Genomic DNA, 13,692 nt, shown 5'->3' with positions numbered 1-13,692 from the left:
TTTATTGTCCGTCCGCCGCCCGCACGGCTTGCGCGTCCTGCGCAGCCGGTGCCGAGGGCGGAACGGGAGTAATGGGGATATTTGTGGTGCAGATGCCATGGCCATCAGCAATGGAGGCCAAGGGCTGCACGTGTGTTCCTAACAAGGCAGAGAAGACTTCCTGTTCCGCCTCGCACAGCTCCGGGTGCTCCGCGGCCACGTGAGCCACCGGGCAATGATGCTGGCAGATCTGCACGCCGTGGCCCACGGTAGTGACTGTGGCAGCGTAGCCGTGGGCATCCAGTATCTCCGCCAGCTGCTGAGCTACCTCCGGGACCGATTCATCCTCGGTCACCAGCGGCTTCACGTCCTCCACGAGGCGCTCGAAGCGAGCCCGTGCGAAGCGGCGAACCGCCTCCGGCCCCCCGGCATCCCGCAGCGCGGTCAGCGCTTCCGACGCAAGCTCGTCGTAGGCGTGTCCGAACTGAGCACGGCCCTGATCGGTGAGGCGAAAGTGTTTGGCTGGGCGGCCACGGCCCGCCGCGTGGCCCGGGCGGGCCGGCGGGCGGCGGTGGACCACCTCAGTAAGTCCTTCTTCAACCAAGATGTCTAAATGCCGGCGGATGCCGGCGGCCGAGAGACCAAGCCGCTCGCCCAAGTACGAGGCCGTGACCGGGCCATCCTTGAGAAGCAACAACATGACATGACGGCGGGTGTCCCCCTCGGTAGAGCGGGTCTCCTTATTTTCCTTAGCCACGGTGTACACCTCCTCAAGTGCGTTCTCGTGTGCGTTAAAGCCGTCTCTGTTTAGACAACACTAGTGTTCCTTAATTCATTCCCGATTTCCACTTTTTCGCTGCATGTCGCGCCGACTGCCCGCACTGACCGCGAGCGTCTAAGGTAGACACTCATGGAGAAGCAGCGCCACTACACCCGATCGGGGCGGTTCGAACGCGCCCTGTGGGGCGTGCGGGAGGAGCTGCCCCGCATGGGTTTCCCCGGCTCCCGCTCGGCCCAGCTGCACGAAGACGACCCCGCGGCGCTTTCCGGCGGCCTCCACGAGGCGCATCGCCGGACCATCGCGCAGTTGCGCACCTTGTTCGCTCTGCGGTGGATAGGAACCACCGGTGCGCTGCTCATCGCCCTCGGCGGGGTGGGGGCCGGCGCACTGCCGGTGGTGGGAAACCCGTACGAGTCTTTCCCCTTCGGCTCACTGATGGCCCGAATGCTGCAATCCGCATCCGCCCTCGTCTTCATTGGCGTAGCATTCATGGTCCTGGCGTGGGTGGCCATGGCGTTTCTCGTGGGCGCACCGCTGCGCCGACGCTCGGCCGACGGTCATGTTGCCCCCGAGCGGTTCAGCCACGCGCCACACGTGGTTACGCAGTCCCAGATGTGGCGCACGTGGCTCGGGTGGGTCCTCCCCTTCCTGGCTACCGCTCCCCTTTTCACGCAGGATATTTACTCCTACCTGGCTAACGGCTCCATCGTGCTCCAAGGCCTCGATCCCTATTCTGCCGGCCCGGTGGAACTGCTCGGCACCGCGGACGACCTCGCACGCTCAGTGCCGTTTATCTGGGCAAACTCGCCTTCGCCGTACGGCCCGGTAGCCCTGGGGCTTGCTGCCGCGGTGAGTTGGCTGACCGGCAATTCGATTGCCTGGGGGGTGTTGCTACACCGCGTGCTGTCGTTGATCGGAATCGTCGCCGCCGGCTGGGCCATCACCCGACTCGCCGCGCGCTGCCGAGTCACGCCGGAAGCAGCACTGTGGCTTGGCATCCTCAACCCCCTGACCATCCTGCACTTGGTCGGCGGTATTCACAACGAGGCCGTCATGCTCGGCTTGGCGCTGGTCGGCGTGGAGCTGGGCCTGCGAGCGGTCGACGATTCTCCAGCGCAGCGCTGGCACCCCTGGGCGCTCTGTGCCGCATCGGGCGTGCTGATCTCCTGCGCCGGAATGGTCAAGGTCACCGGCTTCATCGGGCTCGGCTTCGTCGGGATGGCCCTGGCGCGCAGGTTCATGCAGAAGCGCGTGTGGTCGGCGCTGCGCGCGGTCCTGACCGCCAGCTTCATCCAGCTCGCAGTGCTGGCCGTGTCCATCGTGCTCGTCACCTTGATTACTGGCATCGATATTGGGTGGATCTTCGGGCAAGGCGGCGCGGCAACTATTCGCTCATGGCTGTCCACCACGACGTCGATAGGCGTCGGCGCTGGCTTCCTTGGCATGCTCCTAGGGCTGGGGGATCACACCGAGGCGATCCTTACCGTGACGCGCGCCGTGGGTGTCTTGATCGCAGTAGCGTTCATGGGCCGCATGCTTTTTGCCACCTTGCGCGGGGCCATTCACCCCGTGGGCGGGCTCGGCGTTTCTACGTTCGTTCTCGTGGTGTTCTTCCCCGTGGTCCAGCCGTGGTACATCCTGTGGGCGGTCCTGCCCTTGGCGGCGTGGGCGAACCGCCGCTTCTTCCGTATGGCGGTGGTGATCTATTCCTCCGTGATGAGTTTCATCGTGCTTCCGCGCGGCCTCGGATTGCCGCCCGGCACGGTGCTGGCCATCTATCTAGCCGCCCTTGGAACCTTTGCTGTGGTGGCCGTAGTCGGATGGGTGGCATTGCGCAGAACGGGTGTGCGTGTCCTAAACTAGGCCTTCGTGAACTCCCCAGCTATCCCTGCCCACCACGGCGAAGAACCAGCGCTTTCCCTGGACGATGTAGTTAAAAGCTACGGTGAGGTCGCCGCCGTGAATGGCCTGACCTTCCAAGTCAACCGCGGCGAAATCCTCTGCCTGCTGGGCCCCAACGGAGCGGGCAAAACCACCACGATCGAGATGTGCGAGGGCTTTAAGAAACCCAGCGCAGGGCGGATTTCCGTTTTGGGACTCGACCCCGCACGTACCCCGGACGCGGTGCGCGCGCGGATCGGAATCATGCTGCAGGGCGGCGGTTCCTACTCCGGCATCAAGGTCCGAGAGATGCTGCACCTGAGCGCCTCCTATAACGAGGACCCTCTCGATCCCGACTGGCTGCTGGACTCCCTGGGACTGGGCGGCGTGGCCACCAACACCTACCGCCGCCTCTCCGGTGGCCAGCAGCAGCGACTGTCCCTCGCCTTGGCCATCATCGGCAGGCCGGAACTGGTCTTTCTGGACGAGCCCACCGCCGGCATGGATGCGCAGTCGCGCTTGGCCGTTTGGGAGCTTATCCGCTCACTGCGCGCCGACGGCGTGACCGTGGTTCTCACCACACACCTCATGGATGAGGCCGAAGCGTTGGCGGACCGCGTGGTCATCATCGATCACGGCGAAATTGTCGCCAGCGGCACCACCAAGGAGCTCATGGACTCCGCTGACACCCCGCAGGTCAGCTTTGAGACCGCCACGGAGGTAGATCTGGCGGCGTTGCACCACGCGGGCATCGCCGCCGAAGCCATTCGGCCGCTGCACTACCGGCTCGTTACCTCCGTGACCCCGGACATCATCGCGACCTTAGCCGGCGCGCTGGCCGCCCAGAACGTGACGTTGCGCAGCCTGGATACCTCTCACCGCAACCTCGAAGATGTCTTCCTCGACCTTACTGGCCGCGAACTCCGCAGCTAGGCCCCTCCCCAACCCTGTCCACGACCCACCCCAACCCTGTCCACGACCCACCCTCAACCCTGTCCACGACCCACCCTCAACCCCAAGGAGACTCCCCCCATGAGCACCTTCGCCCCCGGCACCTTTAGCCCCAAACCGAAACGCGTGGGCGTGGCCGCCATGGCCCGGGCGCAAGGCACAATCGAGTCCAAGCTCATGTTGCGCCACGGTGAGCAGCAGCTGCTTAGCGTCGTCGTGCCCTTGGCCATCCTCATCGGTGCGGCGCAGATGAAAGACATCACGGGGCATGGCGTGGAAGAGATCTTCCCCATGGTCCTCGCTGTGGCGGCAACCTCTTCCGGTTTCACCGGGCAGGCCATCTCTCTTGCCTTTGACCGACGCTACGGAGCGCTCAAGCGCACGGGCGCCTCGGGGGTGCCGGCCTGGGCCATCGTGGTGGGCAAGATCCTGGCGGTTTTGTCCATGGTGGTCGTCCAAGTGGTGGTCCTCGGCGCGGTGGCGGCGTTCTTGGGCCTGCGCGTGGGCCCAGCGGGCATTGCCGTCGGCGCGCTGACGCTAGTACTCGGTGTAGCCACCTTTACGGCCTTGGGCCTACTGCTGGGCGGCACGCTGAGCTCAGAAATCGTTCTGGCGGTGGCCAACCTCATCTGGTTCCTGCTCCTCGGCGTCGTGGGCTGGGCCATGTATTCGCAGGGGCTGGGCAACGATGGCCTCCTGACCGTGGTGCCGACGGTGGCCCTGGCCAGTGGGCTAGACAATGCGTTCACGGGTACCTTCCCGGGATTCCAGCTCCTGGTGCTGGCGGGCTGGGCGGCGGTGGCGTCGTTTGCCGCGGTGCGTTGGTTCCGTTTCGAGGGCTAAATGTGACTTTTCTCCCCAGCGGGCTCTCAAGCGCCGTGGTATTAGTTCCGGTGGCGCCCGAGCGGTAGGCTATTAAGCCGTGAGTACCGCCAATTCGTCGACAGTTCAAAGCCCCGCCCGGCCCACCGCATCCACCGCCGGGCCCTCCGTGAAGACGCAGCGCATCATCGCGCTCATCCTTCTGCTCTGCCAGGCGGGTATTACCGTCTCCGGAGCGGTGGTGCGCGTGACGGGGTCCGGGTTGGGCTGCGTCACGTGGCCGAACTGCCACCCAGGTTCGCTGGTGCCGCTCGCCGGCGCCGCGCCGATGCTGCACCAAGCCATTGAGTTTGGCAACCGCCTGCTTACCTTCGTCGTTGGTGCTGCCGCCGTGGCCACCATCGTGGCCATGCACCGCGCGCACCGCCGCACGGAGCTCAAGGTGTATGCCTGGCTGGGGCTGGCCGGTATTGCTGTCCAGGCGCTCATCGGCGCCCTGTCCGTCAAACTCCAGCTGTCGTGGTGGTCCGTCGCTCTGCACTTCCTGCCCTCCATGGCGCTGGTGTGGATCGCCGCCATGCTGTATTCCCGCATCAATGAGCCGGACAACGGCACACCGACTCGCATCTTCCCCGCCGCTGTGCGCACCACGGCCGTCATCGCCGCCGTGGCGCTCGGCATTGTTCTGCTCACCGGCACGTTCGTTACCGGTTCCGGCACCCACTCGGGTGATGCTGGCGTGGGCATGGAAGGCCGCCTCGGCGTCGACACCTACGGGATGGCCGTCATCCACGCCGTGTGCATGTACGTCTACCTTGCGCTAACTCTGGTGGTGGCTTTCTTGCTGCACCGTACCAACGCACCGGCGCCCGCGAAAAGGCCGGCTGGGTCCTCATCGCTTGCATTCTCATCCAGTGGGCCATCGGTGTCGCACAGTTCTACATGCACATCCCCCGCTGGACGGTGCCCTTCCACGTCGGCATGTCCTCCGTAGTCACCGCGTACACCGCGTTGCTGTGGGCACACGGCAAGCGCCGCATTACACCCCACACAACCCACGCCTCCTAAGCCTCCGGAAAGCCCTACAGGCCCACGTGCACGAAGCCCAGAAGCACTGTGGGCCTTTTTGCTGCGACTTTCCTGCGATGCCGCAGGATTGTCCGTTAACCTGTAGCTATGCATGCTATTCAGGTGACCCAGACAGGAGGACCCGAGGTCCTCACCTACACCGACGTCGACGCCCCGGCCCCCACGGACGATCAGTTGCTGGTCAACGTCACCGTGGCCGGGGTCAACTACATCGACACCTACTACCGCGAGGGTATCTACAACGCCTCTGTGCCCTTCATCCCCGGCTTTGAGGGCGCCGGCCGGGTGGTCCACGATCCCAAGGGGGAAATCGCCGAGGGCACCATGGTGGCTTGGGACCACGCCTTTGGCTCCTATGCCGAGCAGGTCTGCGTCCCCCGCGAGCGCGTCGTTGCCGTCCCGGATGAGATCCCGTCTGCTGTTGCAGGCTCAATGCTTCTGCAGGGCATGACTGCCCACTACCTCTCCCAGGGCGTGTACCAACTCGGGGAAGGCGCTTCCTGCCTCATCACCGCCGGTGCCGGCGGAGTGGGCTTGGTGCTGACCCAGATGGCGAAGGCACTCGGCGCCACGATCTACTCGGTGGTGTCCACCGATGAGAAGGAGGCCCTGGCGTACGAGGCCGGCGCGGACCACGTCTTTCGCTATGGCAGCGGTTTGGCGGAGCAGGTTCGCCGCCACAACGGCGGCCGCGGCGTCGACGTGGTCTATGACGGCGTGGGCAAGGCGACGTTCCAGGAGTCCCTCGAGGTCGTGCGCCCCCGCGGCACCGTGGCGCTCTTTGGCGCGGCGTCGGGCCCGGTGGAGCCCATGGATCCGCAGCTGCTCAACAAGCACGGCTCCATCTTCCTTACCCGCCCGTCGCTGGGCGCATGGACGGCCCAGGAGGGAGAGTTCCAGATGCGCGCGCAGGCGGTGGTACAGGCGGTCACGGAGGGGGACGTGAGCTTCCGGGTTTCGGCGGAATACCCGCTTGCCGACGCCGCACGGGCCCACCGCGACCTACAGGAGCGAAAGACCACGGGGTCCATCGTGCTCCGCGTCCGCGAAGACTAATTCCTGTCGGTCCCTCCTGGGGGGCAGGGCCTAGAACAGCGCCGCTGACCAGCCCAGCATCCGGCCGATGGGCTCCCAGCCCAGCACGGCGTCGATAGACAGGCCGATAAACAGCACGGACAGGTAGTTGTTGGAGTAGATAAACAAGCGCATGGGCTTGACCTTGGCGCCCTGCTTGACCCCCTGATGCAGGCGGATGGCCATGGCTAAGAACACCGCGCCGGAGGCTACTGCCGCCACGAGGTAGATCCACGAGGCAGCCGGAATGATCAGGAAGGTCACGATCACGGTGCCGACGGTGTACCACACGATCTGGCGGGTGACTTCCTTCTCCGGGGCCACGACCGGCAGCATCGGCACTCCTGCCTTGCGGTAGTCCTCCTTGTACTTCATGGCCAGCGCCCACGTGTGCGGCGGTGTCCAGAAGAAGATAATGAGGAAGAGCACGATGGCCTGCCACCAGCGGTCCGGCTCCCCTGCCGGGGCGTTGTCACGGATAACGGCCCAGCCCACCATGGCGGGCATGCAGCCAGCGAGGCCACCCCACACAATATTCTGCGAGTTCCGCATCTTGAGGAACTTGGTGTAGACGAACACGTAGAAGAAGTTCGTGAGCAGCACGAAGAAGGCCGCGAGCCAGGAATGCGCCAGCACGCCCAGCCAGAAGACGGACAGAGCCAGCATGATCCAGGCAAAGATGGCGGCATTGCGGCGCGAAATCTTCGCGCGCACCAAGGGCCGTGCGCGGGTGCGCTGCATCTTCTGGTCGATTTCATAGTCCACGACGTTGTTAAACGTGTGCGCTGCCGCGGCGCCCATCCAGCCGCCGAAGATGGTGGAGATAATGAGCCAGAAGTTAGAGGAGACGGCTTCGAAACCGCGCTCCGCTTGGAGCATGGCCGGGATTGCCGCCACGAGGAGGAGCTCGATGATCCTCGGTTTCGTGAGCGCAAAGTAGGCCTTGATGGTCTCCAAGGAACTATCCTCCGTCTATCCCGCTACGACAAGCGGCTCGGGTCTGGTGTGTAGGTCTGAAGTAGTTGTCGGCCCCAGGGTGCCAAAAGTTCCCGGCATCGTCTTGGGCGCCGTCATAGCGCCGTACGTGGCGCTGTCAACCATGCCAGCCTACCGCTCACGACGTGGTTTCAATAATTCCCCGCCGGGGGATCAAAAACCTTTACACTGTTAGACGGTATATCTGTTTCCAGAAGCGAAGTGAGGTTTCCACCGTGTCGCACGATAAGTTGTCCCCAGAACTGCAGGCTATGGTCCAGCGCCGCTATCCGTCTGACTGGAGTGACCTCGACACTCGCGCCGTGGATACCGTGCGCGTGCTGGCTGCCGATGCCGTCCAGAAGTGCGGTTCGGGCCACCCCGGCACCGCCATGTCGCTCGCCCCGCTGGCATACACCCTCTACCAGCGCGTGCTCAACCACGATCCGGCTGACGTGCACTGGGCTGGCCGCGACCGCTTCGTTCTCTCGGTGGGCCACTCCTCGCTGACCCAGTACATTCAGCTCTTCCTCGGCGGTTTCGGCCTCGAGATGGAGGACCTGAAGTCCTTGCGTACCTGGGGCTCGAAGACCCCGGGCCACCCGGAGGTGCACCACACCGACGGCGTGGAGATCACCACCGGCCCGCTGGGCCAGGGCTTGGCGTCGGCAGTCGGCATGGCCATGGCGGCGCGCAAGGAGCGCGGGCTGTTCGATGGCTCCGCCCCCGCCGGGGAGTCCCCCTTCGACCACTTCGTCTACGTCATCTCCTCGGACGGCGACCTCCAGGAGGGGGTTACCGCGGAGGCGTCCTCGCTGGCCGGCACCCAGCAGCTGGGCAACCTCATCGTCTTCTGGGATGACAACCGCATCTCCATCGAAGATGACACCAACATTGCCTTCAATGAGGACGTGGTCAAGCGCTACGAGGCCTACGGCTGGCACGTGCAGACGGTGGAATCCGGCGAGGACGTCGAAGCGCTCGAAGCAGCCGCGGCTGCAGCTCGCGCGGAGACCACTCGCCCATCCTTCATTCGCGTGAAGACGGTCATTGGCTACCCTGCCCCGAACAAGATGAACACCGGCGGCGTGCACGGTGCCGCCTTGGGTGAGGACGAGGTGGCCGCCACCAAGGAGATCCTCGGCTTCGACCCGGAGCAGTCCTTCCACATCGATGCGGATGTCCTTGAGCACACCCGAAAGTTGGCCGAGCGGGGAGCTGAGAAGCACGCGCAGTGGCAGGAGAAGTTCGACGCGTGGGCGGCTGCCCATCCGGAGGAGAAGAAGCTCTTCGACCGCCTCCAGGCGCGTGAGCTCCCGGAGAACTTCGCCGCCGAGCTGCCGACCTGGGAGCCGGGAGAGTCTCTGGCCACGCGTAAGGCCTCCGAGGCCGCCATCCAGGCCCTGGCCGCGGCCCTGCCGGAGATGTGGGGTGGCTCCGCTGACCTGGCCGGGTCCAACAACACTGTGATCAAGGGCGCGGATTCCTTCGGCCCGGAGTCCATCACCACCGGCGCGTGGGCCGCGCAGCCGTACGGGCGCAACCTCCACTTCGGTATCCGCGAGCACGCGATGGCAGCCATCATGAACGGTATCGCCCTGCACGGCAACACCCGCGTCTACGGCGGCACCTTCCTTATCTTCTCCGAGTACCAGTACCCCGCCGTCCGCCTGGGCGCTCTGATGTCCACGGACACCTACTACGTATGGACGCACGACTCCATTGGTCTGGGCGAAGACGGCCCGACGCACCAGCCGGTGGAGACCCTGGCGGCTCTGCGCGCTATCCCGAACTTGTCCGTTATCCGCCCGGCCGACGCCAACGAGACCGCGCAGTGCTGGGCCGCAGCGCTGGAGCACAAGGCCGCCCCGAAGGGCCTGGCCCTGTCACGCCAGGGCCTGCCGGTTCTGGAGGGCACCAAGGAAAAGGCGCCTGAGGGCGTGCGCCGCGGTGCGTACATCCTTGTCGAAGCATCCAAGGACTCTCCGGACGTGATCCTGCTGGCTACCGGCTCCGAGGTGCAGCTTGCGGTGGAGGCCGCACAGCAGCTGGAGGCCGAGGGCACCGCGACCCGCGTGGTGTCCGCTCCCTGCCTGGAGTGGTTTGATGAGCAGGATGCTGAATACCGCGAGTCCGTTCTTCCCTCCTCCATTCGCGCCCGCGTCTCGGTCGAGGCTGGCGTGTCCCTGCCGTGGCACAAGTACACCGGCACCTTCGGCCGCACTGTCTCCCTCGAGCACTTCGGTGCCTCCGCCCCGGCCGGCACGCTCTTTGAGGAGTTCGGCTTCACCGCGGAAGCCGTCGCTGACGCCGCCCGCGCCGCGCTGAACGACGCCGCCTAGATTCACCATTCCTGGAAAGGACAACGCAAAACACCATGACTCATATTGACGAGCTCGCACAGATCGGTACCTCCACGTGGTTGGATGATCTCTCCCGTGAGCGTTTGGAATCCGGCAACCTGCGCGAGCTTCTCAGCACCAAGTCCATCGTCGGCGTTACCACCAACCCGGCTATCTTCGCTGCCGCGATGTCCACTGGCACCGCCTACGATGCCGACATTGCCACCCTGCGCGACAAGGGCACCCCGGCTGACGACGCCGTCTATGCCCTCGCCATCGACGACGTGCGTGCGGCGTGCGACCTATTCACGGAGATTTACGAGTCTTCGCAGGGCCGCGATGGCCGCGTGTCCATCGAGGTAGACCCGCGCATCTCCGCCGACGCCGAGGCCACCCTGGCGCAGGCGCGTGAGCTGTGGGCCGCGGTGGACCGCCCCAACCTGATGATCAAGATTCCGGCCACCGCCGGCTCCTGCCGGCTATCGCCGACGCGTTAGCAGAAGGCGTCTCCGTCAACGTCACCCTGATCTTCTCCGTAGAGCGCTACGCCGAGGTCATCGCCGCCTACAAGGACGGCATTCGCCGCGCGGCCGCCGCCGGCAAGGACGTCTCCACCATCCACTCGGTGGCATCCTTCTTCGTCTCCCGCTTGGACACCGAGGTGGACAAGCGCCTCGAGCTCATCGGCACCGACGCGGCACTGGAGCTGCGCGGCAAGGCCGGCGTGGCCAACGCGCAGCGCGCGTATGACCTCTTCATCCGCAGCTTTACACAGGACTCTGCGCAGGACGCCGAGGCGCTCCCGGAAGGAGCAAACCTCCAGCGCCCGCTGTGGGCGTCGACTGGCGTGAAGAACCCGAACTACCCGGCCACGCTGTACGTGTCTGAGCTCGCTGGCCCGGATACGGTGAACACCATGCCGGAGAAGACCATCGATGCAGTCCTGGAGCAAGGCAACCTCCACGGCGACGCGCTGCGAGGGACCAAGGACAACGCCGACCAGGTCTTCGCGCAACTCGCGGAGGTCGGAATCGACTTCGACGATGTCTTCGCCGTCCTCGAGCGTGAGGGCGTGGACAAGTTTGTCGCGGCCTGGGAAGACTTGCTGGCTTCGATGACTGACCGCTTGGCCTAAGCAAGTTAGTCTTAGACTGGTTTATATTCACTTCTCCGCCTCCCGCTGCCCCCGCGCGCCCCACCGCTTTCCAGGCAACTGTCGGTGGTTGGGCGCGTGGCACTATGCTGGGCGGTTGGACTTTACTCACACAGACCGAAAGGACACTTAGTGAGCACAACCAGCGCGTGGGTCAACCCGTTGCGCAACGCGAAAGACAAGCGCCTACCCCGCATCGCTGGGCCATCCGGCATGGTGATCTTCGGCGTCACCGGTGACTTGGCACGCAAGAAGCTGCTCCCGGCAATCTATGACCTTGCCAACCGCGGTCTGCTGCCCGCCGGCTTCACCCTTGTGGGTTACGGCCGCCGTGAGTGGGACAAGGAGGCCTTCTGCGCCTACGTACGCGAAGCCGCTGAGGCTGGAGCTCGCACCACGTTCAAGGAACACGTGTGGGAGCACCTGGCGCAGGGCATCGAGTTCGTGCGCGGCAATTTCGATGACGAAGGCTTCGACCGCCTGTCTTCCCGCCTCAGCGAGCTCAACAGCTCCCGCGGTACTGGCGGAAACTGGGCCTACTACCTTTCGGTCCCGCCGGAGTTCTTCTCCAATATCTGCCACCAGTTGGAGCGCGTCGGGATGGCCAACAGCACCGATGGCTCATGGCGGCGCGTGATCATTGAAAAGCCGTTCGGCCACGACCAAGAATCGGCCCGCGAGCTCAATGAGATTGTCAACGCCGTCTTCCCGGAGTCCTCGGTCTTCCGCATCGACCACTACTTGGGCAAAGAGACCGTCCAGAACATCCTGGCGCTGCGCTTTGCTAACCAGATCTTTGAGCCGATGTGGAACGCGCACTACATCGACCACGTCCAGATCACCATGGCGGAGGACATTGGCCTGGGAGGCCGTGCCGGCTACTACGACGGCATCGGCGCCGCACGCGACGTGATCCAAAACCACCTCCTGCAGCTGTTGGCTCTCGTGGCCATGGAAGAGCCCTCCTCCTTCGATCCGGAGGCATTGCAGGCGGAGAAGATCAAGGTACTGCGCGCGACCAACGCGGTGCACCCGCTCAACAAGACCACTGCCCGCGGGCAATATTCGTCTGGCTGGCAGGGGTCCGAATACGTCAAGGGGCTGCGCGAAGAAGAGGGCTTCGACCCAGAATCCACCACGGAGACCTACGCGGCGTGCACCCTCGAGGTCAATTCCCGCCGCTGGGCCGGCGTCCCGTTCTACCTGCGCACCGGCAAGCGCCTGGGACGGCGCGTGACGGAGATTGCCCTGGTGTTCAAGACGGCTCCGCACCAGCCCTTCGATAAGGGCCAGGCAGACGGCCTGGACCAGAATGCTGTGGTCATTCGCGTCCAGCCGGACGAGGGCGTCACAATGCGCTTTGGCTCCAAGGTCCCCGGGTCCACCATGGAGGTGCGGGACGTCAACATGGACTTCGCCTACGCCGAGGCGTTCACGGAGGAATCCCCGGAGGCCTACGAGCGCCTTATCCTGGACGCGCTGCTGGATGAGTCCTCGCTCTTCCCCACCAACGAAGAGGTCGAGCTGTCCTGGTCGATCCTGGACCCCATCATCGAGTACTGGGCTGAAGCCGGCCAGCCGGAGCAATACCGCGCGGGCACGTGGGGGCCCGAGTCCGCTGATAAGATGCTGCGCCGCCAGGGCCATTCCTGGCGCCGGCCATAGGTTTCTAGGAGGAATAGCCGCATGATTATCCCCTTGCCAGACACTACGACGCGTCAGATTTCCCAGAAGCTGGTGGAGATGCAGGAGCACTACACCCTCACCACTGGGCGCGTCCTCACCTTGATCGTCATGACGGAGGACGGCGACGACCTGGACAACCTCCTGGCCTCCGTCCGCGACGCCTCCCACGAGCACCCCTCGCGCGTCGTCGTCATTGCAACTGGCAGTGCCGAGGACGACACCCGTCTGGACGCGGAGCTGCGCGTCGGCGGCGAGGCCGGTGCCTCCGAGATCGTGGTGATGCACCTCCACGGAGCTTTGGCAGACCAAGCAGAGGCAGTGGTTACTCCCCTGCTGCTGCCGGATACTCCGATCGTGGCGTGGTGGCCCACCGCCTGTCCGGAAGTTCCGTCCGCGGTACCCATCGGTGCCCTGGCGCAGCGCCGCATCACCAACGTGGCATTCGGTGAGGGCGTAAACCAGTACGACCTGCACCTTCTGTCTAGCGGCTACCAGCCGGGTGACTCGGACATGTCCTGGGGCGCTATCACGCTGTGGCGTGGCATCGTCGCCTCCGCGCTGGACCGGCACCCGCACGAGGACGTCACCTCCGTGGAGATCGCCGGCGCGCACAACCACGCGGCCGTGGACTTTGCGGCGGGCTGGCTTCTGGACTCCCTCTCGGTCCCCGTCACCCGCTCCGACGCCGAGGTGTCGGAGGGCGCATTCCCCATCACGTCACTTATCTTCCATCGCCCCACCGCAGACGTCTCGGTGACGGTAGTGGATGACAGCACGGTGAAGGTCACCGTTCCCGGGTCGCCGGAGTCCCTGGTGAGTCTCACCGAGCGCGCAGAGGCCGAGGTGCTCTCGGAGGAACTGCGTCACCTCGACCTGGACCGGACATACGCCCACGCTCTTCGCGCTTTGGGGCGCGTGGACTACAGTGAGAAGCAATAGATACACAGTCGTTACGAAGG

Annotated in this window: 9 protein-coding genes and 2 pseudogenes; 9 read left to right on the top strand and 2 right to left on the bottom strand. The window is 64.9% G+C overall.

Features of this window, described 5'->3' with window-relative positions:
- Position 1: 1 nt before the first annotated feature.
- A complete protein-coding gene (locus tag ACLI1P_RS06425; RefSeq protein WP_306508085.1) occupies positions 2 to 736 on the bottom strand; it encodes a helix-turn-helix transcriptional regulator in 735 nt (244 codons plus the stop codon).
- Between the two features lie 153 nt (positions 737 to 889).
- Between ACLI1P_RS06425 and mptB the strand changes: the two genes are divergently transcribed.
- From mptB to ACLI1P_RS06400, 5 genes and pseudogenes are all read left to right on the top strand, one after another.
- Positions 890 to 2,623 (top strand): polyprenol phosphomannose-dependent alpha 1,6 mannosyltransferase MptB, encoded by a 1,734-nt coding sequence (gene mptB, locus ACLI1P_RS06420; protein ID WP_306508084.1) that lies wholly within the window; start codon positions 890 to 892, stop codon positions 2,621 to 2,623.
- Between the two features lie 6 nt (positions 2,624 to 2,629).
- Positions 2,630 to 3,574 (top strand): ABC transporter ATP-binding protein, encoded by a 945-nt coding sequence (locus ACLI1P_RS06415; protein ID WP_306508083.1) that lies wholly within the window; start codon positions 2,630 to 2,632, stop codon positions 3,572 to 3,574.
- 99 nt (positions 3,575 to 3,673) lie between these two features.
- Positions 3,674 to 4,435, top strand: a complete 762-nt coding sequence (locus tag ACLI1P_RS06410; RefSeq protein WP_306506857.1) for an ABC transporter permease — start codon at positions 3,674 to 3,676, stop codon at positions 4,433 to 4,435.
- A gap of 79 nt (positions 4,436 to 4,514) precedes the next feature.
- Positions 4,515 to 5,482: pseudogene (locus ACLI1P_RS06405) on the top strand (COX15/CtaA family protein).
- Between the two features lie 108 nt (positions 5,483 to 5,590).
- On the top strand, positions 5,591 to 6,559 hold the full coding sequence (locus tag ACLI1P_RS06400) for a quinone oxidoreductase family protein (protein WP_296131734.1): 969 nt from the start codon (positions 5,591 to 5,593) through the stop codon (positions 6,557 to 6,559).
- A gap of 30 nt (positions 6,560 to 6,589) precedes the next feature.
- Here ACLI1P_RS06400 and ACLI1P_RS06395 read toward each other — a convergent pair whose 3' ends face one another.
- Entirely contained in the window at positions 6,590 to 7,534 is a 945-nt protein-coding gene (locus ACLI1P_RS06395; RefSeq protein WP_306506858.1) for a heme o synthase, read from the bottom strand.
- A gap of 290 nt (positions 7,535 to 7,824) precedes the next feature.
- On the opposite strand from ACLI1P_RS06395, the gene tkt reads away from it, so the two are divergent.
- The 4 genes and pseudogenes from tkt (at position 7,825) to ACLI1P_RS06375 (ending at position 13,672) form a co-directional block, all read left to right on the top strand.
- Positions 7,825 to 9,894, top strand: coding sequence for a transketolase (gene tkt, locus ACLI1P_RS06390; RefSeq protein ID WP_411709699.1), 2,070 nt, complete (start codon positions 7,825 to 7,827; stop codon positions 9,892 to 9,894).
- Positions 9,895 to 9,929: 35 nt separating this feature from the next.
- Positions 9,930 to 11,029, top strand: a pseudogene (gene tal / locus ACLI1P_RS06385) (transaldolase).
- A gap of 231 nt (positions 11,030 to 11,260) precedes the next feature.
- On the top strand, positions 11,261 to 12,712 hold the full coding sequence (zwf, locus tag ACLI1P_RS06380; protein WP_373692264.1) for a glucose-6-phosphate dehydrogenase: 1,452 nt from the start codon (positions 11,261 to 11,263) through the stop codon (positions 12,710 to 12,712).
- Positions 12,713 to 12,733: 21 nt separating this feature from the next.
- Positions 12,734 to 13,672: a glucose-6-phosphate dehydrogenase assembly protein OpcA gene (locus ACLI1P_RS06375; RefSeq protein WP_408930485.1), complete on the top strand. Its 939-nt coding sequence runs from the start codon at positions 12,734 to 12,736 to the stop codon at positions 13,670 to 13,672.
- Positions 13,673 to 13,692: the final 20 nt, after the last annotated feature.

This window comes from Corynebacterium tardum (assembly GCF_046717785.1).
GTDB lineage: Bacteria > Actinomycetota > Actinomycetes > Mycobacteriales > Mycobacteriaceae > Corynebacterium.
Note: the sequence above shows the minus strand (reverse complement) of the source record. Positions and strands in the feature narration are given on the sequence as shown.